The sequence below is a fragment of the Pseudomonas linyingensis genome, from assembly GCF_900109175.1.
In the GTDB taxonomy this organism is placed as follows: Bacteria; Pseudomonadota; Gammaproteobacteria; order Pseudomonadales; family Pseudomonadaceae; genus Geopseudomonas; species Geopseudomonas linyingensis.
The window spans coordinates 34,901-55,185 of record NZ_FNZE01000011.1 but is presented as its reverse complement, the minus strand read 5'-3'; the positions used below and the strand labels follow the sequence as shown (position 1 = coordinate 55,185).

General features: G+C 62.8%; 28 protein-coding genes. 6 read left to right on the top strand and 22 right to left on the bottom strand.

The window, feature by feature from the left end; genetic code table 11:
- Positions 1-28: 28 nt before the first annotated feature.
- The 11 genes from BMZ19_RS14375 to BMZ19_RS14330 form a co-directional block, all read right to left on the bottom strand.
- The gene (locus tag BMZ19_RS14375) at positions 29-1,636 is read right to left on the bottom strand and encodes a phage portal protein (RefSeq protein WP_090312030.1); all 1,608 of its coding nucleotides are present in this window, start codon (positions 1,634-1,636) and stop codon (positions 29-31) included.
- Positions 1,633-1,851, bottom strand: a complete 219-nt coding sequence (locus BMZ19_RS14370) for a primosomal replication protein PriB/PriC domain protein (protein ID WP_090312028.1) — start codon at positions 1,849-1,851, stop codon at positions 1,633-1,635. The genes BMZ19_RS14375 and BMZ19_RS14370 overlap by 4 nt, the downstream gene beginning before the upstream one ends.
- Positions 1,842-3,878 carry a phage terminase large subunit family protein gene (locus BMZ19_RS14365; RefSeq protein ID WP_090312027.1) on the bottom strand — a complete coding sequence of 679 codons (2,037 nt, stop codon included), beginning with the start codon at positions 3,876-3,878 and terminating at the stop codon, positions 1,842-1,844. Before BMZ19_RS14365 ends, BMZ19_RS14370 begins: the two co-directional genes overlap by 10 nt.
- On the bottom strand, positions 3,850-4,380 hold the full coding sequence (locus BMZ19_RS14360) for a terminase small subunit (RefSeq protein WP_244517237.1): 531 nt from the start codon (positions 4,378-4,380) through the stop codon (positions 3,850-3,852). The genes BMZ19_RS14365 and BMZ19_RS14360 overlap by 29 nt, the downstream gene beginning before the upstream one ends.
- Before the next feature lie 266 nt (positions 4,381-4,646).
- Positions 4,647-5,387 (bottom strand): hypothetical protein, encoded by a 741-nt coding sequence (locus tag BMZ19_RS14355; RefSeq protein ID WP_090312025.1) that lies wholly within the window; start codon positions 5,385-5,387, stop codon positions 4,647-4,649.
- 89 nt (positions 5,388-5,476) lie between these two features.
- Complete coding sequence (locus tag BMZ19_RS14350; protein WP_139214686.1) at positions 5,477-5,932, bottom strand: hypothetical protein; 456 nt, start codon at positions 5,930-5,932, stop codon at positions 5,477-5,479.
- A gap of 357 nt (positions 5,933-6,289) precedes the next feature.
- On the bottom strand, positions 6,290-6,601 hold the full coding sequence (locus BMZ19_RS14345) for a phage holin, lambda family (protein WP_244517236.1): 312 nt from the start codon (positions 6,599-6,601) through the stop codon (positions 6,290-6,292).
- 93 nt (positions 6,602-6,694) lie between these two features.
- A complete protein-coding gene (locus BMZ19_RS14340; protein ID WP_090312020.1) occupies positions 6,695-7,165 on the bottom strand; it encodes an Acb2/Tad1 domain-containing protein in 471 nt (156 codons plus the stop codon).
- Between the two features lie 147 nt (positions 7,166-7,312).
- Positions 7,313-7,516, bottom strand: a complete 204-nt coding sequence (locus BMZ19_RS22200) for a hypothetical protein (protein WP_139214685.1) — start codon at positions 7,514-7,516, stop codon at positions 7,313-7,315.
- A gap of 195 nt (positions 7,517-7,711) precedes the next feature.
- Entirely contained in the window at positions 7,712-8,620 is a 909-nt protein-coding gene (locus tag BMZ19_RS14335; RefSeq protein ID WP_244517235.1) for a phage antirepressor N-terminal domain-containing protein, read from the bottom strand.
- Between the two features lie 72 nt (positions 8,621-8,692).
- Entirely contained in the window at positions 8,693-8,857 is a 165-nt protein-coding gene (locus BMZ19_RS14330) for an Arc family DNA-binding protein (protein ID WP_090312017.1), read from the bottom strand.
- A 111-nt stretch (positions 8,858-8,968) separates the two neighbouring features.
- Between BMZ19_RS14330 and BMZ19_RS14325 the strand changes: the two genes are divergently transcribed.
- The 4 genes from BMZ19_RS14325 to BMZ19_RS14310 all read left to right on the top strand — a co-directional run bounded on the left by BMZ19_RS14325 (position 8,969) and on the right by BMZ19_RS14310 (position 11,446).
- Positions 8,969-9,268, top strand: coding sequence for an Arc family DNA-binding protein (locus BMZ19_RS14325; protein ID WP_090312016.1), 300 nt, complete (start codon positions 8,969-8,971; stop codon positions 9,266-9,268).
- Between the two features lie 22 nt (positions 9,269-9,290).
- Complete coding sequence (locus BMZ19_RS14320; RefSeq protein WP_090312014.1) at positions 9,291-10,607, top strand: hypothetical protein; 1,317 nt, start codon at positions 9,291-9,293, stop codon at positions 10,605-10,607.
- Positions 10,608-10,633: 26 nt separating this feature from the next.
- Positions 10,634-11,095, top strand: a complete 462-nt coding sequence (locus BMZ19_RS14315; protein WP_090312013.1) for a hypothetical protein — start codon at positions 10,634-10,636, stop codon at positions 11,093-11,095.
- 90 nt (positions 11,096-11,185) lie between these two features.
- Complete coding sequence (locus tag BMZ19_RS14310; RefSeq protein WP_090312011.1) at positions 11,186-11,446, top strand: hypothetical protein; 261 nt, start codon at positions 11,186-11,188, stop codon at positions 11,444-11,446.
- A gap of 6 nt (positions 11,447-11,452) precedes the next feature.
- On the opposite strand, the gene BMZ19_RS14305 is transcribed toward BMZ19_RS14310, so the two are convergent.
- The 11 genes from BMZ19_RS14305 to BMZ19_RS14250 form a co-directional block, all read right to left on the bottom strand.
- Positions 11,453-12,010 (bottom strand): KilA-N domain-containing protein, encoded by a 558-nt coding sequence (locus tag BMZ19_RS14305; protein ID WP_090312009.1) that lies wholly within the window; start codon positions 12,008-12,010, stop codon positions 11,453-11,455.
- A gap of 509 nt (positions 12,011-12,519) precedes the next feature.
- Positions 12,520-13,080, bottom strand: a complete 561-nt coding sequence (locus BMZ19_RS14300) for a hypothetical protein (protein WP_090312008.1) — start codon at positions 13,078-13,080, stop codon at positions 12,520-12,522.
- Between the two features lie 301 nt (positions 13,081-13,381).
- A complete protein-coding gene (locus BMZ19_RS14290) occupies positions 13,382-13,666 on the bottom strand; it encodes a hypothetical protein (RefSeq protein ID WP_090312004.1) in 285 nt (94 codons plus the stop codon).
- Positions 13,659-14,081 (bottom strand): VRR-NUC domain-containing protein, encoded by a 423-nt coding sequence (locus BMZ19_RS14285; protein WP_244517233.1) that lies wholly within the window; start codon positions 14,079-14,081, stop codon positions 13,659-13,661. The genes BMZ19_RS14290 and BMZ19_RS14285 overlap by 8 nt, the downstream gene beginning before the upstream one ends.
- Positions 14,082-14,160: 79 nt before the next feature.
- Positions 14,161-14,457 (bottom strand): DUF1364 domain-containing protein, encoded by a 297-nt coding sequence (locus tag BMZ19_RS14280; protein WP_090312002.1) that lies wholly within the window; start codon positions 14,455-14,457, stop codon positions 14,161-14,163.
- A complete protein-coding gene (locus BMZ19_RS14275) occupies positions 14,454-14,945 on the bottom strand; it encodes a hypothetical protein (RefSeq protein WP_170847774.1) in 492 nt (163 codons plus the stop codon). The genes BMZ19_RS14280 and BMZ19_RS14275 overlap by 4 nt, the downstream gene beginning before the upstream one ends.
- 41 nt (positions 14,946-14,986) lie before the next feature.
- Entirely contained in the window at positions 14,987-15,565 is a 579-nt protein-coding gene (locus BMZ19_RS14270; protein WP_090311999.1) for a replication protein P, read from the bottom strand.
- 22 nt (positions 15,566-15,587) lie between these two features.
- Complete coding sequence (locus BMZ19_RS14265; protein ID WP_090311998.1) at positions 15,588-16,466, bottom strand: DnaT-like ssDNA-binding domain-containing protein; 879 nt, start codon at positions 16,464-16,466, stop codon at positions 15,588-15,590.
- Positions 16,463-17,197, bottom strand: coding sequence for a phage antirepressor KilAC domain-containing protein (locus BMZ19_RS14260; RefSeq protein ID WP_212633241.1), 735 nt, complete (start codon positions 17,195-17,197; stop codon positions 16,463-16,465). The genes BMZ19_RS14265 and BMZ19_RS14260 overlap by 4 nt, the downstream gene beginning before the upstream one ends.
- Positions 17,198-17,285: 88 nt before the next feature.
- Positions 17,286-17,717, bottom strand: a complete 432-nt coding sequence (locus BMZ19_RS14255) for a phage regulatory CII family protein (protein ID WP_090311995.1) — start codon at positions 17,715-17,717, stop codon at positions 17,286-17,288.
- 161 nt (positions 17,718-17,878) lie between these two features.
- Positions 17,879-18,094: a transcriptional regulator gene (locus tag BMZ19_RS14250; RefSeq protein ID WP_090311993.1), complete on the bottom strand. Its 216-nt coding sequence runs from the start codon at positions 18,092-18,094 to the stop codon at positions 17,879-17,881.
- 106 nt (positions 18,095-18,200) lie between these two features.
- Between BMZ19_RS14250 and BMZ19_RS14245 the strand changes: the two genes are divergently transcribed.
- Positions 18,201-19,067 carry an XRE family transcriptional regulator gene (locus BMZ19_RS14245; protein ID WP_280142165.1) on the top strand — a complete coding sequence of 289 codons (867 nt, stop codon included), beginning with the start codon at positions 18,201-18,203 and terminating at the stop codon, positions 19,065-19,067.
- A 111-nt stretch (positions 19,068-19,178) separates the two neighbouring features.
- Complete coding sequence (locus BMZ19_RS14240; RefSeq protein ID WP_090311992.1) at positions 19,179-20,270, top strand: type I restriction endonuclease; 1,092 nt, start codon at positions 19,179-19,181, stop codon at positions 20,268-20,270.
- The last annotated feature ends 15 nt before the right edge of the window (positions 20,271-20,285 follow it).

Genomic DNA, 20,285 nt, shown 5'->3' with positions numbered 1-20,285 from the left:
TTGTGGTGACTGTTACGGGTAATACGGGTCAGGACTCGGTGAAGTCCGGACCCGGGATGGGCAGGTTGCCGCCGACCTGGTTGACCAGCTCGCGGGCCTCGTCGGCGGTGATCATCTTGCCGACGCCGAGGTAGGCCTTTTGCACCGCCTCGACCGGGGACAGGCCATCCTTGGCCTTGCCGTCGTGGGAGGCGTCGGAGCTGAACACCAGCCCCTTTTCACGATTGGTCTTGATCTCGGCCTCGCGGGACTTCTTGAGTTCCTGCGGGTTGCGTCCGCGGGCGCGGGCGACCTCGGCCTCGTCGGCGAAGCCGGCCTTGACCAGCAGCTCCCATGCGTTGGCTTCGTGCTGCGGGTTGATCCAGGGCATGACCGGCCCCTGGTAGACCGCGGCGTAGACAGTGCTCGGGTCGACGTCGGCGGGCACCTTGAGGGCGCCGCTGAGCATGGCCATGGCCAGCCACTCGCGGTACACCGGCCGACACCAGTAGTCGATGAACTCGTGCTGCAGCAGGTCGTAACCAAGCTGGGCCTCGACCAGTTCCTGCCGCTGGGCGCTGTAGGTGCCGTCGTAGCTGCGGGCCACCGTCGAGTAGGCGCTGCGCCCGGAAGCGGCGATCGCGCGCAACTGGCCGTTGCGGAAGCCCTCGAGCACGGTGCTCGGCCGGTTGCTGGCGATGGTGCCGATCTCTTCGCCGGGCAGCAGGTCGTCGAAGACCATGCCCGGAGCGATGGGGAAGCTGCGGCGCACCGGCGCTTGGCCGTCCTGCGGCCTGACGTACTGCTCGGGGTCGCCCTTCTTGATGTACATGGCCAGGGCTGCGCTGATGCGGGCAGCGACGCGTTCGCTTTCTTCGTAGTCCTTTAGGTCGGCGAGGCGGATAAGCGCGGCATGCAGCAGCGGCACGCCGCGGTTCTGGCCGATGCGCTTGCGGTAGGCGATGTGGATGATGCTGTCGGCCTCGACCCGTTTGGTCTGCAGGCTGAGGGCATAGCCGCCGAGGCCTCCCGGGTGCTGCTTGAGCAGGTGGTAGGCGCGCTTGCGCCGCCAGGCGTCGCGCTCGATGCCCTGGACGATGCCGCGGCCTTCGTCGTTGTACTCCCAGGGCAGGTAGTCGGGTTCCAGCAGCTCCAGCGAGAAGGGGATCGCGCCGGGGTGCTGGTAGTTGGGGATCTTGCCGCGCAGCTTCTGGGCCAGGGCCTCGCCGTCGCGCAGCCAGGTGCGACAGATCAGCCGTTCCATCTGCGGGCGGGTCAGCTCGGCAGAGCACTCGGGGCGCAGGGACCATTCGGACCAGGCGGCCTTGATCGCGGCGGCGAACTCGGTGTGAACCTCGCCGGCGTAGGTCAGCGGCAGCGGCTCTATGCCGATTCCGGCACCACCGACCACGCGCTCCTCCAGCCTGTCGAACAGGCCAGTGACGATGTCGTGGTCTTCGTCGAGCTTGCGGCACTGGGCGCGCAGGGACCTGGCGTCGTGCTGCAGGGACAGGTCGGCGCTGCGGGTCTGGCCCTTGCCCTTGTGGGTACGGCTGGGCTTGGCCGCTTCATAGGCCTTGATGGCCTGCTGGGCGGCGAGCCGGCGCACCACGATACCGGGCGCGATTGGCGCGAGCAGTCGGTCGATGAGGTTCATTGGAACTCCGCCAGGCTGTGGCCGCCGCTCTGGCCGCGGGCGCGGGCCTGTTCGGCGGCGACGCGCCGTTCCCACTGCAGGCGGCCGGTGCGGATCTCGCTGAGGTTTTCCATGGTCAGGGTGCGGCCGGAGAAGCTGACGCTGCGCCCTTCGAGCACGGCGACTTCGGCCTCGATGTACTTCTGGACCATGCTTTCGGCTTGGGTCATAGCCATGGGTCGTTTCCGATCTTGAGCCAGCTGGGATAGGCCGGCGGGGCTTCTGGGGCGGGCGCCTGGGGTTTCGGCGCGGGCTGTTCCTTCTTGCGCAGGGGCTTGAGCGCCTTGACCTTGTCCAGCACTTCGCCGGCGACCGGCCGAGCTTCGGCGCAGGCCAGGGCTTCGAGGTCGAGGCCGAAGCGCTGCTGGCTGATGCGCAGGGCGGCGGTGGCGTACACCAGGCAGTCGAGCGCTTCGTTGCGGCGGCCCTTGGCGTCCCAGCGGTAGACCCGCTGGCCCTTGACGATCTTGGGCACCTTGCTTTCGGCGGTGAGCTGCTTGAGTTCGGTCTCGTCGCATATGTCGTTGTTGGCCGGCAGGTGGATGACGCCGGGCTGCGGCTCCCAGGCGTTGCTCTTGCCGTGATCGACCGGCTGTTTGAGGCGGCTGAGGATCAGTTCCTTGGCGTTGTCGGTGCCGACTTCGGTCTTGTATGTGCGCTGTTGCTTGTCCCGTTTGCGCGGGAACCGGGCGATGGGCTTTCCATAGGTGCTGGCCCCGAAGATGGGGATGACCCAGTGCACGCCGTGGCGGCGGCTCTCGGCGTGAACTTCGTCGGCGTAGTGGCCGCCGGCGTCCCAGCACCAGCGGGTGACGGCCATGACCTCGCCGTCGATGCGGGTGAACTGGCGGCGGATCTCGATGCCAACCTTGCGGCGCAGTTCCTCGCTGGCCGGGTCGCCGGTGAGGATGAAGCGGCGGACCAGCCAGGCCTCTTCGCCAGCGCCGAATGCCCAGACGCGGCCTTCGTAGCGGTCGTCCTGGGTGTCGATGCCGCCCATCAGCACGACGGCGCGGCCGGGTACTTCGCCCGGCCAGATTTCGCGGCGTCCGTGGAGGACTTCCCAGTCGAGTTTTTCGCCCTGGTCCTCCGCCCACACTTCGCCGAGGGTGGTGTTGGTGAAGGTGATCAGGCGCTCGCGGTCGCCCTTGACCTTGAGCCACTCGTCGACGATGGCGAGCCAGGTGGTGAACGGGCTGTAGGCAGTCCAGATGTGGAAGCTGAGGCTGCGTGGGGTGGCGATCGGCTCGCGATCGGCGCCGAACCACTCCATACCGTCGCGGGTCCAGATGCCAGTGCGCTCGCAGATCCAGCGGCCTTCTTTCGCCGCCTCGACGGCCTGGTAGTTCTCGATGACGCAGGCGGCGTGCTCGCACAGGTACCAGGCCTTGTCCGCTTCGCCGAGGGCATTGGTTTCGTACTTGATGCCGAACGCGCAGTCCTTGCCGCCCCACCGGAGGGTTTGCTCGCCGCCGCAGTTCGGGCACGGAATGTGGTAGCGCAGCAGGTGCGGCGATTCTTCGGCGGCCTTGCTGATCTGGCACTCGCCGGCCACGCCGAGCGTCGAGCCGCGGATCGATTTCTGGAAGGTCGCGCCTTCGAGTCGTTTGTCGCCTAGGAAGGTCGGCGAGCCCTCGCCCTCAATGTCGGCGTCAAACTTACTCAGCTCGTCATAGATGACTTCGTCGGGCGACTTCTCGCGGTAGTTCCTCGCGGCCTTGCCGCCAAGGCACCAGTACATCTTGCGGTTGGCGAAGCATTTGGCTTCGAGGGTGCTGTCGCGGTGTTTCTTGCCGTGCCAGGGCGCGAGTGCCAGCAGTACGGGCACGTCGCGGATGAAGGTCTCGATGTGCCGCTTCATGAAGCCTTCGGCGTCGCCATCGGTCGGCAGCCAGCTGAGCACATTGCGCTTCTTGTGCTGGAGCTTGTAGCCGATGTTCGCGCAGAGCAGCTTGGTGTAGCCCATTCGCGCGGACTTGAGGACGTTGACGACCCTGATCAGGTCGTTGCCCATGGCGTTGAGGATGGCCCGCTGGAACGGGGCGGTCTCCCACCTGCCTTCCTGGTAGCTCGATTCGCTCGACAGGTAGAAGTGCTTGTCGGCCCATTCGACAGCCGTCAGCGGCGGTTCCTTGTACAGGGCCTGCAGGCCGAGCGAGACCGCCCGGCGAAGTTCATTCATCCAGGTTTTCGAGGTACTCATCGAGCAGGCCCGGCAGTAGGTCGCCCAGTTCTGCGGCGGCGTTACGGGTAACAGCGATCTCGCGCTGCAGCGATTCGATGTGGCGAACATCGAGGTCTGGGTGCTTGCGCCGCAGCTTCAGAGGGATGGTGTCGAGCAGCGAGCCAACTTGCGCGGCCATGCGCGACAGGGCGAACACGGCGAATTCGACCGGAACCAGGCGCGCGCGCTTGACCTCGTTCTTCAGCTCTTGGGAGTCGGCCATGGCCGCTGTCAGGCGCAGCCGCTCCTGCGTGAGCTTCTGCTCGGCGAGCGGATCTATGCCCTCGCCGTCCGCGCCAGCAGGCGTGTACTTCTTGGCGGCCTGGGCGAGGCGGTTGTCGACCACCGAGCGCGCGTCGAACAAGGCCTCCCGACCGATGCGCGCGACCGGCTTCACCCCCCACTTGTCGAAGGCCTGCACGCTGATGCCGAGGCTGGCCGCCATGTCGCTCTTGTTGAGCCAGTGGGGCTGTTTGTCCATGGTCTGCCTCGGATTCAGGTGGCCTGGCTACCTCGCTGGGGCGACTGGTCGCGAAAAGGGGAGCAAGTTGATGTATTAGAAAGGCGAAAGTCCCGCACGGCGCGGCCTCCAACGATTCGACAAAACAACAACCAACCCCCGGAAAAAGTTCATACATAGGGAAGACGCGAGGCTCCAATCACCCTCAGGCCCCTACCCCCCTGGGAGGACCCGCAGACTTTTTCGAGTCTTTCGGCACCCAAAAACGCACCGCATTGGTGCATATCTCACCCAATCGCCTTGACGATGGCCTCGTCGAGGTTGAGCAGCAGGTAGCGGTTGGCGATCTTCTCGACGATCTCGTGGAACCGGAAGCGCTGCGTGTAATCCGTCTTGCGGATGAACACCAGCACGAGCTCCATCGTCTTGCCGCGCCGCTCGGCGATGCCGATGGCCGTCTTGCCGCGGCGGATCACGAAGAACGCCTTGGCGTTACCCTTGACCAGCGATCGCTTGTTCTCACTGGCGTTGGCTGTCAGACCAGCCTTCATCTCTGCGGCACCAAGACCGGAGAGCAGCTGCGACATATGCCCCTTGCTGAAGTTGCCGTAGGCATCGAGGCGCGCCCCCTTGCCAGGCATGACCATATGCCCAGGCGGCAGAATCCCGTAATACCTGAGCGCCTCCTCGAGCCGCTTGGATCTGCGCGGGCCGCCATATACCTCAGACTTCAACCACGCCTCTGGCGCGTTGTCCTTCGACGCCGCGTAGTCGCTGACGTAGATCGCCGCATCCTCGACCGTCTTGCCGCTGCCGACCTTGGCCTGCTTCACCTGCAGGCTCTTCAGCGTCCAGGGCGTCGGCCGGTCGAACACCTCGGTCATCTCCGACTGCAGCACCTTACGCACAGCGAACGCCGTGTGGTTGATCGCATCCACTACCGCACGCGGCCCGAAGTCCTTGGCCAGCAGTTCGTCCAGGTCGAGCGACTGGCGGAGGCGCTCAAGGCCCTTGATCTGGATCTTCACAGGCTCGGCCCCTCTCCAATCGCAGCCCAAAAACCAGTCATGACGCAACAATAAAAAACCCCGCCGAAGCGGGGTTATTGGTATCAATTTCAGGCGGCTGTGCTTTCCGCAATTGCATAAATAATTGATGCCGCTGCTCTACGCAACAAATCAGCCGCCTCATACATGTCCTGCCAACATCCATCATCGCCGAGCATTACTTCCTCTCTCCTTGAGACTCGCAACGCCCACACGGCCTTCCAGACAGTAGCATCGGCCTCGCTCAGATAAGCTTTCTCAACCACATACCGACCACAAACCTCATGTCCGTCAGAGATCAACTCCAGCCGGCAGCGTCCCTCACCGAAGGGCGTGGAGATCTTAAGAGATACTCTGTCATCACCCAGCGCACTCAATATCCCAGACTGTTCATCCTTCGGGTAGCGATCAAGCTCCATCTGAATACAGCGCATTACCTCAACGGCAGTAATTTTAATCTGCTGCGCTGCTCGCTGCATTGAAGAAACACTTGATAGCTGCTGGTCTGTAAAAGCCGAAAATTTCATGAAAAGTCCCTGTATAAACTCCAAGCACAGTCCGCGCCACCTCAGACGTCGAAGGGAGTGCGGAAACCTGGGCTATTGAATCACAGAGATTGAAACGTCTGCATCAGGGCGTGCGCGCCAATCTTGCAGTGGACTGCGCGTCGGCAGCAGGTGCGTCATACGCCCGATCATCTCAATCGAGCGCCAAGACGTCAGCGGCGACAGCGTCTCACCACACTGCTCGCGCCTGGGGCTTGTACTCAACGCCAGGCCGCGGCGGGATCGGCGAGTACCCGCCCCGTAAGACCCCGACCTGCGGAACCAGACGACCGAACAATCCGCGCCGAAAGCCAACGCGCCCTGTGAGCTGGCCGTTCATCAGCCATCCACCTTGCGCTGCGCCCACTTGCCGGCGAGGCTGCGCACCTGGTTGACGCCCATCGTCCCGACGAAGCCCGCCGCGACGTAGCTCCAGCCGCCTGACAGGCCCAGCTTCTCGCAGGCCAGGCCGATAACGAACGCGAGCACGCCGCCGAGGCTGGCCTCTATCAGCTGGCGGGCCGGGTCGGTCTCCTTGGCGTCGAAGCGAATTCGCAGCCAGGACAGCACAAAAGCCAGCAGGCCGGCGAAGCCGTGGTCGCGCAGCATGATCAGCGCAGCCGCCAAAAGCGCAGGGTCTTTCTCGGGCATGGTCTTCATCTCGATAGCCCTGCGGGCAGTGATAGGTGGCCCGCTACACGCGCCCGCCGGGGAGCAAAGGTGCGGAGGGGCCGAACTGGTGCGCTAGACCTTGTGCGTTCCTTCCATGCCGCGCGCCATACGCTGACGGGTGCGCTCAAGGAGGCGCTGCTGGGCGTACTTGATGTGCTCCAGCGCCTTTGAGTTGGCCTCGCAGGCATAGGGGCCAGCCTGGAAGCCCTCCAGGCGGTCGATCAGAATCGCCAGCAGCACCTCATGGGTGACGCCGTTCACGCCGGCCTCGGCGATGGGGCCATCCTGGAACAGGATCAGCGAGGAAGTGTCGCCGTCGGAGGCCTGCGCAAAGGCGGCGTCGACCTGGGCGTCCGATAGGTCAGAGCCCGCAAACTCGCGCACGGCCTGGCGCATGAAAGGGTGGCGGGCCATGTTGGCGCCAGAGACCTGGTATGCGTGGCAGGCGCCACCTCTGCCTGGCCTGTCGAGGACGGCGACGGTCAGGGTGTCATTGGCCGGGTTGACCTGATGACCGACAAGGATGCGGTGCTGATTGCTCATCGAATGCTCCAGAAACGACAAAGCCCCGCACGATGGCGAGGCTCTTTGGTGTGTTGCGCCACGTTTAGGCGAAGATCATTTTCGTGGATCCACGAAAAAGCCCCGGGCTGATCACTCAGCACCGGGGCTGTTGATGAGGCTCAAGCCTCAGATGGAGCGGGGCACTGCACCAGCAGCGATGCAGCTACACCAGATGGCGGAAATGGTCGAAGTTACCGGTTGAAGCAGAATCACACCAATTTCTTTCATCATCAAACTACCCTCGTTCGCAAATTGAGCCGTTGCGGTCAGCAGATCTGGAGTCATTGGAAGCGCGGTCATCAAGACCGCCGAGACGAACAGCACTGCCATTTGGGTAGCCGACATAGCTGCCGGAATCGAACCGTTTACTCCCCGAAGTCATCGCCGATCCTTAACGCGCAAGATCGGCAGGATGGACAAATGATCGCTCATGCGCTCACTGGTTTGCAAGCCCTTCCTGAACCAGCGTGATCGATGTGTGTGCCGGGCCTCTCACCAGGCTGGATTCAGGATAGTGATCGAGCTCTATGCAGCAACACAGCGAGCAGCACAATCCTCCGGCAGCAGGCCGCCATGCTTCCCGCGGAAGTGGTCGAGAATCTGGGGCATCATGTGCTCAATCCTGCGAGCGGAGCGTCTCGCCTCCTGGAAGTGCTCGAAGGCGTCGAGCCAGACCGGATAGTTCATAGCCTTCACGCCGGCAGCGATGCTGCTATCCCAGCGGTAGACGCACCAGATGGCGTGATGGACCAAGTGGCAGACCTCCTGGGCTTCGTAGAAGCCGAGCACGAACTCTTCCTCCTTCACCTTCGGCAGCCACTCCCCTTCCAGGGCGTAGGCGGCGACGAAGTTGCGGGCCGCGTCGAGTTGGGCAGCCGGGATGTCCTCGGCACGGCGCACGCTGAAGGCTGCATGGACCTGCGCCCACAGCTTGGCCTTAGCCTGGCGGCGCACCGGCGCCGGCAGGACGCGGGCCTTGCCTTCCACCACAGCCGCCAGGCAGCGGAAGCCATCGGTGCCGATGGTGGTATTGAGCACGGTATCGATGGTGCGGTCGTCGTTGCGAACCGCCCTACCCTCATTCCAGTAGGACCAGAGCACGTCGTCGCACTCGTTCTGGTAAGCGATGATGCCGTCGCGCAGCTCCGGCTTGACCTTGTTCGGGCTGATCGACATCAGCCAGCCGGTGAGCTTACGCAGCGGCAGGCAGGTCATGGCGCGCTGCTTGCTGTCGCCGGCAACTATCACGATTTCCTTGATGGTTGCCTGAAAGCGGCCCGACGACAGCTTCTCATGCTGCCCAGACCATGCCAGCCCCATACCCTCCACCACCGGCTTCATCGGCACGAACGGCTCGCCGACGTGATCGATCAGCAGGAGTTCGGCCTTGCGGAACGGAATGACTTGGGCTGCCGCTGTGATATTCTTGCTCATGACGTTCATTTCCTCTCCGATTTGACGTTCATCGAAGCCCTGGCGTCTGATCCACGCCGGGGCTTCTTCATTTCAGGCGCCTGCCTGCCTTCCCTGCTCATCCTGAACCCTCGACTGCTCCAGCCTGTAAACCACCTCGGCCGTCTGGCTGCGATGGTTCGCCTTTGCCTGCTCCGCCAGGTAGTCCCTGAGCGAAGCAGGAATCCTCATGTTGATCTGCGGGTCTTTCCTGCTCATCTCGCCTCCAATGCACCACCGTCATACACGGCGCGCAATGTAGAACCGTGATGCATTGCTGTCAATAGCACGGTGATGCATGCTCTGGTTCCGTTTATCGGAACCCGCTGAATGAGCAGGACAGACCCTCAGTTCAACCTCCGCATCCCGCATGAGTTACGCGATCGAGTCATGGAGGCTGCCCAAGCAAACAAGCGATCAGCGACTGCTGAGATTCTTGCTCGCCTGGAGGCCAGCTTTGCCGACACGTCAGAGCCGCGAATAACGACCAGGATTCGACGCGAAGCACTGTCTGGAGAAGATCTTGAAAGCTCACTGCCACTCCAGCTCATCAAGGCAACCGATGCGCTGCGCAAGCAACTCGCTGTGGTGGAAGAGATCAGTGAAAAGCTGAAGGCCGAAAAGGAATAACCCCAGTAGCCAAGGAGCGGCCATGACCTACGAATTCGACCGCAAGCAGGATGAGGTGCGCCTCAACGAACCGCCAATCCATGACTACAGCGACTACTACCACCCACTGGATGAGCTGATCGTCCCTGTCTTTGAGCAAGCTATCGAAGGTGGGTATATCGACCAGCCGCGCGCGGCTGCCCTCGCCGCCTGGCTCGACCAGCAACCGCGGATCTGCGCGCTGTACCCTTTCCGGCAGCTACGCCAGGCGCTGGCCAAGGCGACCGCCGAGGGCGGCTGGTCGGATGATGTAGAGCGCGGCCTGCTGCAGTTCTTCGCGGCACTGCCGGATGCGTTCGAGCTGGTGCAATTGCCAGAGGAGCTGTTCGGGGATATGTACGCGGCGATCTTCGACAATCCCGCGACACCACTGGATATGGCAGGCCGCTATGTCGAGGTGACTGGCCCGTGTGTAGTCGGCTCGCACAACGCTATGTACCGCATCTCCGAGCTGCTGGGTGGCAAGCGGAACAAGGCGCTCCTGCGTTTCGGCTATCTGTTCGTGGCGCGCTCACACGTCGATGCGCGGATTGTTTCAAGCAAAATCGCTGCAGCCGTGGCCTCGCGGATGAAGTTCGGCGGAGTGCAGATCCTCGCGGAAGAATTCTTCCCAGAATCCAAACGTGTCGAAGATGAGCCAGCCATCCCGCAGAAGCACACCCAGCTGCCAAGCACCCCTGGCGCCACCCTTCAAGGCTCTCCGGACACCATTGCCACGCTGCGCATTCGCTACCATGACGGCTTAGGCGAAACTACGGAGCGCGCTATCTCCGTTACGGGGTACAACCCATCAGGGCTGTCCGGCATGTGCCACCTGCGCGGACAGCAGCGCACATTTCGCTTCGACAAAATCATCGAATGCACCGATACGGCAACCGGCCTTGTGGTCGATGCACCTCACGCCTATCTGCGGGACATCTATCTCAAGTCGAGCCGCTACTCCCTGGCCCGTCTGACAGACCCGGAGTTCCCGATACTGGACATCCTGTTGTACGTCGCCAAGGCCGACGGGCAACTGCGGGCACCCGAGCGCAAGGTCATCACCGCTGCCTGCAAGGTATTCACCCATGATCTGCGGATCACCCAAGAACAGGTAGACGACCTGCTGGGCTACACGCCCGTGCCGAGCCTGCACAGCTTCAAGATCGCCGTCGGGCGGATCAACAAGCTCCGCGACGAGGTGAACAAGCGCAAGCTGCTGGCAGCCAGCCGCACCATCATCGCTACGCAGAAAATCGTCACCCCGAGCGAGCTGGAAGCGCTCGACTACATGGTCAAGCGCTTCGCCAAGGCTGAGTAGATTCCTATCCCCGCCAAGGAGCGGCCATGCTAGAAACCGTTCTGTCCCTGGACACGTGGATAACCGCAGCAATTGGTGCGGTTGTCAGCTATCTAATGAGCTGGCTTTACCGCTTGGTACACCGTCATTTCCCAGCGGTCCTCAACACCACTTGGAGCAGCGTTCGCGGATGGGCACGTGCCAGGGAAAAAGCGCATCTGCAGCGAATCAGGGCAATCCGCTTCGACAGCATGAGGATCAACAGGGAGATAGCACGGAGCTATGCCTTTCTCGTTTTGTTCTTGGTTGGAGCCATGCTCTACGCAGTCGGTTTACTGCTTGCACCTAAACCAGCAGCTGCAAACCACGCGTTGCTCGCACTCTGGGGATTCGGCTTTGGTATTCCGATGCTCAGTTTCGAGCTGGCATGGCTCCTCAGCTCGAGCAGGGTCGACGCCATATTGAAGTCGAGGGCAAAAATTACAAGTCGCGGCCGTCGACTTCGCTAGCCCAGGTACCAAAGGAGTAACCCCGCCCTGGGTGGGCCAGGGACGGGATCGGCGCCAAACGGCGCACAGTGACCAAGGAGGTCAGCAGCGATGAAAATCCAGGGCGCAGTCATCAAGGAGCAAGGGGTTATCTTTGCCGTTGCGGTCGTCAAGCATCACGTCACGAGCTCGAACTTAGAAGCCGATAAGGCTCGCGGATCGTTGCAAGGCTATTTTCCAGGACTGCCGCTTGTTCTGGCGTCACAGGACTCCCGAGGTACTTTCCGGTATCACGGTCGAACTGACTTGGCCAAACTCCTTGCAGCACTTCACCCTTCGCAGATTCCTTGGAAGGAATACACCATCTCGTAATCACTTTCATTGCATCGCCCTCTTATCGGCAACGCCCCGCCCCGCGCGGGGCTTTGTGTTTGCTGGTGCGGCGTCCAAGCCAAGGGGCAGCTGCAACTGCTCGCGCCAGTGCTCGACTTCGTGCACCAGCCCAGGCTTTCGCCAGCGCCACTGAGCCAGCTGCTGCCCGCTGATGCTGGCCACCTCCTGCCCGGCGGACAGGGCCTTGCAGGCGCGGTCTAAATGATGCAGCGCCGGCACGTCGCCGTGGATCAGCGCGTCGATCTGCAGGTCGGCCCAGACAGCGAACCTGGGCGAAAGCCAGCGGGCGAAGGCGACAGCCAGCTTGGGATGCAGCCAGGTGCCGCCTCCACGTCCGCGGCGAGCCCTGATCAATTCCCCGGAATCCCGGGCATTTATCGCCACGGCTAGGGCGTCGATGTACTGCCGGGTTTCGGTGTTCGCCAACCAGTGGTCGACGCGCTTGCCGAACTGCCCGGCCGCATCTGTGGCGTTGATCCAGCCATCGGTGTTAAAGCGCACTGGTTGGCCCTGGTAGCGGAACGGGACCACGTTGTCGTTCATCTTGTATGCCTCGCTCGTACATCGAGTTGGAGCGCAGCCTGGTCGGCGGATGAGCGAACACCTGCCGTTCGGGAGCGACGCTAGACTGCGTTGTTGGTTGCTGTGAATCCTGGCGTCAGGACCTGCCAGCTCAAAGCCCTACAGGGAGTAAGTCCTGTTGCCTGACTGTGCACGAACTATCCTCGACCTGTTCGCGAGTGTCTTTTTGCCCAGGCAAGAATTTAGGCCTGCCCTGCTGTTGCAGACCCCGCAAAGCCACGATCCATGGGCCGTGCATCCAGTCCGCGGATACAGTCGTACTGCTGGTGATGTGCGTCATCCGGCTGTCATCATTTGCCCCACTGCCAGGTAGAGGTATTGCCCATCTACGAATAGGGCGAAGCCAGGTAGAGGCATGAGCGGCCGCCCACCGATCGGGCGATCGGTTCTAGGCGGCAGAAACGAAACACCCCGCTCGCTGGCGGGGTCTCAGAAATCTGGATGTGGCTGGCCATCCCTAGCCAGCTCGATCAGGCCGCCTCCCCCACCAACACTCCCTCCGAGCAAAGGATCGTTTCCGCCTCCACCAGCGCCTCGCCGACCATCTCGTTGAGCACCTTGTGGATACCGAGCCTCCAGCGGCGGCGAGTCTGCTCCGGGCGGCCTTCGCTCTCCCAGGTGTTCATGTCGTAGAACGGGGCCGGCAGGATGAGCAAATCCTTGGTACTGCGCTTACCGTCTGCGCCCTTCAGCGCCGGGATAGCCCAGGTGGTGACGGCCTTGTAGAGAAACAGCGGACCAGCCGGTGTGGCCACCAGCGGCACCAACTTCCCGATCGCCTCGACCTTCCGCCCCTTGTGCGTGCTGAACTTCGCCACCAGCGCATGCCAGTGGCGCGGCTTCAGCCCGTGATGCAACCGGGCGAACACCCAGCAGTCGGCCGTCATGCGATCCTCTGGCGACACCGTCTGACCGCACGGTCGCAGCTCTCCGGACTGATACAGCTGCTGCCACTTCTGCTTGCTCGTGTTATCGATGCACTCCGCCGCCAGGGCCGATACCACCGCGCTCAACGTGCTGCTGTAAATCATCCCCACCACTCCTCAATCCCCGGTCCAATGCCCGCGCAGCCCATGCCGCCCGTTATCACCCTGATAGTCCCGCTCGGCGCCGCCTTGTACCGGCCTGGTCGCCGCCTTCTGCCGCTCCAGCCTGAGCGCCCTCCCCAGCTGCAGCACCAGCTCCTCCACCTCCAACCGCTCACCCGTTACCGCATCCACGAACCCCGAGCCGTGGCACCCATCGCAAGACATCTCATAGAACAGCCCCTTCACCACCCCGCGCCCCTGGCACTCCCCGCAAGGCGCCAGAGGCCGCGTCTGCTTCTGCAGATCAGGCCCGTGCCGGCGCTTCACTGCGCGCCCTCCGATCCAGCTCGACCTCCAGCGCCCGCAGCTGCCGCGTGATCTCGCGCATCGCCTCGCCAGCCTTCTCCAGCGCCACCCGATCGCGACGCCCCGGGTTGATGCGCACCTTCGACGGCCGGTGACCGGTCCCCTTGATCACCACCACCCCGCGCGCCCGCTGCTCACGCTTGCGCTCCACCTGGTGCTGCTCGAGCAGCTTTGCCTTCCGCTTCTCCAGCCCGGCAACCGTCATCTCCTGCAGATCAGCCACGCACCACCTCCGTCACTGGCTGAGCCAGGTAGTCATCGATCACCGCCATCGCCTCCTTCATCCCCCTGCAGATCACCGCCTTGTAGCCCTGCTCCACCAACGCCCCGATCCACTCTTTCTGGCTCACCGCCACCTCGGCGTCATGCGGCGGCGTCGCCTTGAACTCGATGTAGAGCCCATGGTGCCCGCCCCGTGGCAGCGCGAGCGTGATGTCCGGAACCCCAGCTTTCACCCCCTGAGCCTTCAGCTTCGCCGCGACTGCCTTGTGCCGGTGCCCACCGTTCGGGACGTGGTACGCCAGTCGCCATGCCAGCGGGTGACGAAGCCGCATCCAGTTGAACAATGCCGCCTGCTCGTTGCCCTCGTAGTCCACCGGCGCGCGCCGGCGGATAGTCCCCACTGCAAACTGCTTCACTCCAACCCCCTCAAGGCCTTCAGCTGTTCCTCGGTATCGCGGGCAAGCGCCCACAGCACCGCCATTCGCTCCTGCTCGCTCATGCCTTCACGGCTCCTTCAGCGATCAGGGTGTTCAAGGTCCGCACCATCCCCTCAAGGTGGTACAACCGAGCGTCCTCCATCGGAATGTGGCGGGTGCGCCGGTCGATTTCGTCGTGGCATGCCGAACAGGCCCAGGCGCCGAGCAGGTCGTGCGGCTTCATGCCGGTGCCGCTGATGCCGGCCATGCGGTAGTGGGCCAGCACAACGGTCTCCGGGTTTCCGTTGCAGATGCCCGGCAGACGTACCTGGCACTCCCGATCGCGGGCTGCCTTGGTCAGCTTGGTCTGCTTCATGCCGCGTCATCACCCAGGCTGCGCAACAGCGACTGCAACTGCTTCAGCTTCTGCAAGTTCGCTGCATTGGCCTCCTGTCCCTGCTCGATATGGATAGCCGCCTCCTCCACTCGGCTGGCCAGCTGCTGGAGCTGCTCGGCCATGCTCTTGCCCAGCGCCACGATGGAACCTGCGATGTCGCCAAGGATCTCAATGGGGCTGTCAGCAGGCTTCTCGCCCTTGGGGTGGGTCGGTTTGAGCTGCAGAGTAGTAACGGCTTTTGCGGCGGGCATTTCGGCTTCCTTCTGCTTGGTCTTTTCCTGCGCCTGGGCGCGGTGGAACTGGTCGTTGCGGCGGCGAATCAGGCCCGAGTCGGCCAGGTCGCGCAGGCAGCCGCGCGTCACCTTCAAATCCGGCGCGCTGCCGGTGACGCGGCGCATCTCGTTGGCGATCTGGAACTCGGTCCACTCCTCAGCAATGGGGACGAACTCGAACAGCTTGCGGGCCATGCTGGTCTGGCCCTGAAGCAGACCGGCGATCTTCGCTGGAGTCATACGACCACCCCGCGCACCCGCGCCCGCAACGCCGCCAGGGTCGAGCGACCAACCTCCGGCGTCGATACGCTCACGCTCGCCGGCAGCGCCTTCGGGATCTCCCGCAGCGGCTCGCCGGCCAGCAGCATGCGCACGGTCACCGCATAGGCCCTGTCGAACAGCGCGCGGCTCTTGGCTTCCGGCAGGTTGCGCAGCTCGCTGAACCCCGTCTCGCAGGCCGCGTGGTGCACGGCTGGGTGGCTCCAGCGCTGCCCGGCTGCCGGGTGGGCATTCGCGCAGGCCTCGCGGTAGGCCGCAGCAGCAGACGGCAGGCCCAGAGCCTCAGCACTCGGCTGGCACAGCTCCAGGAAGTCGCCGATGCTCGGCATGGACTTGAATTGCCGGCCCGCCTGCCACTCGGAACCGATCCGGCGCAGGCCGGCCTCGAACAGCGCTGCGGGAACCTTGTCCAGCTCCGGGCGGAACCAGCCGCGCTTCGCCGCCCGCAGCTTCTCCGGTTGATCGGCCGGGAACTCGAAGCGGAAGGCCGCGGCCAGACCGGTATCGATCTGCAGGGTCGAGAACACGAGATTCACGCGGCGCTCCAGCTCGGCACGATCACAGGACGTCGATGCCGGCCGACCATCCAGCGTCGGTGAGGTTCTCAGCGAGCGGGATGCCGACGGCAGCAGAGCGGACATTGGCTTGGCGGTTTGCATAGGGAACTCCTTGTCCGGCCAGCTGGCGGGCTTTGTGTTTTTTCAAGTTGACGACCAGGCGCTTGCACCAGCCGGCATGAGTGTCGTCGAGGGACTGGGTGGCCCAATGGGCGACGAACTCGGCCACGACCTCCGGGGTCAGCTCGGCAAGGGCAACGCCAGCGGTCACCAGGTGCAGGCGCAGAGTCACCTCGTCCGGCTCCCACTCCTCGAACATCGGGAAGCGGCGGCTGCGCGCATCCCAGGAGGAGCCCTTACGGTTCTTGTCTGAAGATTCATAACCGGCGAAATCTGCCGGTTGGTTTGTGCAGGATTTGCCGGTTGGTGCTACCGGCGAAATTTTCCGGTTGGTATGCTGTTCGCCGCTGGACGAATCCTCAGTGGCGCACGCATCAACCCCAGCAGGAGCGCAGGGTGCCGCCGGCGCAGAGCCACCGGAAGAATCTTCCGGTTGGCCGTTTCCACCTACCGGCGATTTTTTCCGGTTGGTCTTCGGCTCAGGAAAGTGACCAATCTGCAGCTGATACAGGTCAGTCCGGCGCTTCTTTGAATCCGCCCAACGGCGCTCAGTACGCACCAGCAGACCGTCAGCCTCCAGCTGCGCCAGGTGGTCGCGCACGCTACGGGCCGACAGCTCGGTGTGCGTGGCCAGCGTCTCCTGGCCTGGGTAGCAAACGCCATCCTCGTCAGCGAACTGCGCCAGCGCCATCAGCACAGCCTTTCGGCCAGCGTTGCCAGTGCGGACCTTCCAGGCCCAGTCGAGCGCAGCGAAGCTCATGCTGCACGCTCCATCTGGTACGACGCCCACAGCCCCGCCACCCACTGCAGCCCCTTCGGCGTGAAGCGGGCCTGCGTGTAAGCGTGCTGGTTATGCTCGTTGGTGCCGGTCTTCACATGGAAGCGCCCGGCGTCGATGTGGTGCTGGTACGGGGTCAGGGTTCCGCCCAGGTAGTACATCACCCCCTTGTCTAGCAGCAGTTGGCGGAATTGGCGCTCGTTGGCCTTCAGCAGCTTCGCGGCCTGGCGGAAGCTCATCGAGCCGGTGCTCTCGACGTACTGGTCGACGAAGGCCGCCTTCGGTGCGGCGATGGCCAGCGCAGCCTGCTGCTGCTCGATCTTCTCGGCCTGGTCGGCGGCGAGGCGCAAGGCTTCAGAGAGGGTCTGCGGGACGCAGGGCGCCTGCTGAGCCTCAAGCTCGTTCAGTCGACGGATCACCTTCAGGCGCAGCGGAACGCTGTATCCGGTCAGCAGCAGCTCGGTCATCTCGCGGGGCAGGTGGATGCAGGCGACATAGCCGCGGCCATCGATCTCCTCGCGGATTTCATGGCTCAGATCTGAGCCATCTTTCTCCAGCTCACCACGCATGGCGCGGATGTCGCGGATGACGTTCTTGTGCTCCTTCCCGGTAAGCTCCGCAATTTCGCGGCTGCTCATCGTCACGTTGCGCGCCACGTTTTCGGCAATGCTCAAATCGTGGCGCGGGCGGTTGTTCATTGCAGTGGGAGTCATCTACACTTCCTCTCGAATCATCTGCACTTGGCGCCTTGCGCGCCGTTGAAGAACCCGCCCTGGCCGGCGGGTTTTTTATTGCTCGCTGTCAGGCGCGCTTCACCGACTGCTCGACCACATCCAGGCTGCCCCGTACCTCGCTGACAGCGCGGCCGATGATCGACTTCTCGGTTTGGTTGACGTGGTTGTCTGCCATGGCCTCATGGATCGCCAGGGTCAGCTCGGCAACCTCCTTCCCGACACCAACCAGCGCTGCAGTCAGGGTCATCGCCTTGGCCGCATCCTTGTCCACCAGGTCAAAGCCGAACTCTCCAACCAACGCGCAGAGCACGCGGCGTTTTGCGGCGTAGTCGAGGTGCGCCAGAATCTGCCCGAACATCTGCAGGTTCATGCGGTGGTCTTCTCGGTTGGGATTGGCGCAGTCCAGCAGGCGGGTGCGGTTGACTCCCATGCTCTTGGCGAGCTCGGTACCGCCCTTGGCGATCACTTCGTCGTGAAGTGCCTTCTCAAAAACTTCCATCTCGCGAACTCCTCTTTCCTTTCGCGTAGCGCCCTGGTCGTCCCTGGGCGAATCTGTCATCACTGGATCAGCAGTCAGGGATGAACCCCATGCAGCAGCCGACCAAAACTGAAATCCGGGGCGAAATCTCTGCCCTCCCGCTCAGCAACAGCGTTGGTTTGTTATGTGGCCGACTCAGCCGGGTAGAGGTCTGGCCGAAGCTCATGACGAGTGACCTTTCCTCCGGTTGCTGCCTCGATCCGGAGAACTCGCTCAGCGGGCACGCGCCCCGTGGCGCACATGCGCTGAACGGCTTGAGGGGAGCAGCCAAGTTTCCGCGCCAGAGCCGACTGGCTTCCTGCGGCTGCAGCTGCACGCTCGGCGGCGTTTGCTTTCATTGTCGCCTCGACAGGTGAATTACAACCCAAAGTTACAGTCCGGCGAGCGAATTTACAAGGGAGAATTGCAGTGCTTGCTACAACAGCTAGTTGTATCGTTGCCGTCATGGAAACGATCGGATCCCGCATAGCTGCGGCACGCGAAAAGAAAAGGATGAACCAATCCGAACTGGGGAGGCTGCTAGGGGTAAGCCCGCAGTCAGTTCAGGCCTGGGAGTCCGACAGAAACACTCCTCGTCCCAAGCGGATGAGCGAGATCGCAATGGCGCTGGGCGTCTCGATGTCGTCGCTTCTCGAAGGAAGCCGCGGGCCGCGTGAGGCCTCCCAACCAACAGAACGCTCTGTCGCGGAGCCCGATGGGACCGGAACGGCATCCTCTGCAGCCGAACTGGTACGCACCATGCTGGCCACAAAGGCCGGCAAGGCACTCTCTCAGGAGGCTCGCGCGCGACTCATCGTGGCCGCCCAGGAAGAGGCCGAGCAGGCACCAGCCAAACACAGTGGAAACGTGCTCACCGGCAACTTCAATCTATCGGCCAGAGTCGTCGAAGGCGACATCCTGATCCCCCAGTACGACGTGCGCGCCTCCATGGGGCACGGCCAGATGCCTGCCGAGTATGCCGAGTTCGTCCGTAATGTCGTGGTCAGCGGCCCCCAGCTGGAGAAGCTGGGCCTGGAGTTCACCTCCCCCGCAAACCTCTCGATCATCACCGGCTGGGGCCAGTCGATGGAGGGGACGATCAACGACAAGGACCCGGTCATCGTCGACCGCGGTGTCAACGAGTTCGCCGGCGACGGGATCTACGTCCTGACCTGGAACGACATGCTGTACATCAAGCGCCTGCAGATGGCAGACGCAGACAATTTCGAGCTGATCTCCGACAACCAGAAGCACAAAGACCGCACCGTGCCGATCGGCGATGTGACTATTCACGCCAGGGTGCTCTTCGTGTGGAACGGGAAGAAGCTCTAGCGCCTGCGACAGCCTGAGGCTGGCCAGGTGATCGCCTCCATGCCAGATCGCGGGCATGAAGCACCAGAAAGTCTTGAGGTGACGGAACCTCGCTGCAACGGAGCGCGCTACATGGAATTTGAAGACAAACTGGCTACCCTAGCCGCCAAGATCAAGCAGCAAACGGCGGTGATCCAGACGGAAGAGGCAACCAAGACGGCATTCATCATGCCGTTCATTCAGGCTGTGCTCGGCTACGACGTGTTCGATCCAACCGAGGTGGTGCCCGAGTTCACCGCAGACGTTGGAACCAAGAAAGGGGAGAAGGTCGACTACGCCATCTGTAAGGACGGCGCCGTCCAGATCCTCATTGAGTGCAAGAAGCTCGGCGACACTCTGAATCTCAATCACGCATCCCAGCTCTACCGCTACTTTGGCGTCACCAGCGCACGCATAGCCATCCTCACTAATGGCCAGATCTACCAGTTTTTCACCGATCTCGACGCGCCGAACAAGATGGACGACAAGCCATTCTTGGTGCTCGACCTGCTGGATATCGACGACCACGCCGTCCCGGAGCTGAAAAAGCTCACCAAGCCTGCATTTGATGTCGAGTCGATAATCAATGCGGCTGGCGAACTGAAGTACGTCAGCCAGCTCAAGCGCGTCCTAGCATCCCAGTTCAGCGCACCGGACGACGACTTCGTGCGCCTCTTAACCACCCGAGTGTATGACGGGGTGATCACTCAGCGCGTTCGGGAGCAGTTTGCAGCCCTCACGCTCAAAGCCATGCGGCAGTTCTTGAACGACCAGGCCAATGATCGCCTGAAGTCTGCAATCATCGGTGTCAGCTCCCCTCCTCAGCCTGCAAGCATGAATACCTCAGATAGCGATGAGGGGGATCAGGAGGACAACGATGGCAAGGACAAGATCGTAACCTCTCAGGAGGAGCTGGATGCGTTCAACGTCGTGCGCGCCATCGTTCGCGCAGAGGTCGACGTGAGGCGCGTAGCTGCGCGCGACACACAGAGCTACTTCGGTGTGCTACTCGATGACAACAACCGAAAGCCGATCTGTCGCCTCCACTTCAATCGTGCCCAGAAGTACATTGGGGTTTTCGATGCCAGCAAGACTGAGACGCGACACCCAATTGATACTATTGACGACATCTTCGGACTCGCTGAGCAGCTGAAAACCACGGTCCGCGGATACGAGCAGCCGTGACATGCAGGCCCCGCC

Bases quoted from the DNA above. Each gene is read 5' to 3' on its own strand.
- BMZ19_RS14375 (WP_090312030.1), bottom strand. From the start codon at position 1,636: ATGAACCTCATCGACCGACTGCTCGCGCCAATCGCGCCCGGTATCGTG.
- BMZ19_RS14370 (WP_090312028.1), bottom strand. From the start codon at position 1,851: ATGGCTATGACCCAAGCCGAAAGCATGGTCCAGAAGTACATCGAGGCC.
- BMZ19_RS14365 (WP_090312027.1), bottom strand. From the start codon at position 3,878: ATGAGTACCTCGAAAACCTGGATGAATGAACTTCGCCGGGCGGTCTCG.
- BMZ19_RS14360 (WP_244517237.1), bottom strand. From the start codon at position 4,380: ATGGACAAACAGCCCCACTGGCTCAACAAGAGCGACATGGCGGCCAGC.
- BMZ19_RS14350 (WP_139214686.1), bottom strand. From the start codon at position 5,932: ATGAAATTTTCGGCTTTTACAGACCAGCAGCTATCAAGTGTTTCTTCA.
- BMZ19_RS14345 (WP_244517236.1), bottom strand. From the start codon at position 6,601: ATGCCCGAGAAAGACCCTGCGCTTTTGGCGGCTGCGCTGATCATGCTG.
- BMZ19_RS14340 (WP_090312020.1), bottom strand. From the start codon at position 7,165: ATGAGCAATCAGCACCGCATCCTTGTCGGTCATCAGGTCAACCCGGCC.
- BMZ19_RS22200 (WP_139214685.1), bottom strand. From the start codon at position 7,516: ATGGCAGTGCTGTTCGTCTCGGCGGTCTTGATGACCGCGCTTCCAATG.
- BMZ19_RS14335 (WP_244517235.1), bottom strand. From the start codon at position 8,620: ATGAGCAAGAATATCACAGCGGCAGCCCAAGTCATTCCGTTCCGCAAG.
- BMZ19_RS14330 (WP_090312017.1), bottom strand. From the start codon at position 8,857: ATGAGCAGGAAAGACCCGCAGATCAACATGAGGATTCCTGCTTCGCTC.
- BMZ19_RS14325 (WP_090312016.1), top strand. From the start codon at position 8,969: ATGAGCAGGACAGACCCTCAGTTCAACCTCCGCATCCCGCATGAGTTA.
- BMZ19_RS14320 (WP_090312014.1), top strand. From the start codon at position 9,291: ATGACCTACGAATTCGACCGCAAGCAGGATGAGGTGCGCCTCAACGAA.
- BMZ19_RS14315 (WP_090312013.1), top strand. From the start codon at position 10,634: ATGCTAGAAACCGTTCTGTCCCTGGACACGTGGATAACCGCAGCAATT.
- BMZ19_RS14310 (WP_090312011.1), top strand. From the start codon at position 11,186: ATGAAAATCCAGGGCGCAGTCATCAAGGAGCAAGGGGTTATCTTTGCC.
- BMZ19_RS14305 (WP_090312009.1), bottom strand. From the start codon at position 12,010: ATGAACGACAACGTGGTCCCGTTCCGCTACCAGGGCCAACCAGTGCGC.
- BMZ19_RS14300 (WP_090312008.1), bottom strand. From the start codon at position 13,080: ATGATTTACAGCAGCACGTTGAGCGCGGTGGTATCGGCCCTGGCGGCG.
- BMZ19_RS14280 (WP_090312002.1), bottom strand. From the start codon at position 14,457: ATGAAGCAGACCAAGCTGACCAAGGCAGCCCGCGATCGGGAGTGCCAG.
- BMZ19_RS14275 (WP_170847774.1), bottom strand. From the start codon at position 14,945: ATGGCCCGCAAGCTGTTCGAGTTCGTCCCCATTGCTGAGGAGTGGACC.
- BMZ19_RS14265 (WP_090311998.1), bottom strand. From the start codon at position 16,466: ATGAGCTTCGCTGCGCTCGACTGGGCCTGGAAGGTCCGCACTGGCAAC.
- BMZ19_RS14260 (WP_212633241.1), bottom strand. From the start codon at position 17,197: ATGACTCCCACTGCAATGAACAACCGCCCGCGCCACGATTTGAGCATT.
- BMZ19_RS14255 (WP_090311995.1), bottom strand. From the start codon at position 17,717: ATGGAAGTTTTTGAGAAGGCACTTCACGACGAAGTGATCGCCAAGGGC.
- BMZ19_RS14250 (WP_090311993.1), bottom strand. From the start codon at position 18,094: ATGAAAGCAAACGCCGCCGAGCGTGCAGCTGCAGCCGCAGGAAGCCAG.
- BMZ19_RS14245 (WP_280142165.1), top strand. From the start codon at position 18,201: ATGGAAACGATCGGATCCCGCATAGCTGCGGCACGCGAAAAGAAAAGG.
- BMZ19_RS14240 (WP_090311992.1), top strand. From the start codon at position 19,179: ATGGAATTTGAAGACAAACTGGCTACCCTAGCCGCCAAGATCAAGCAG.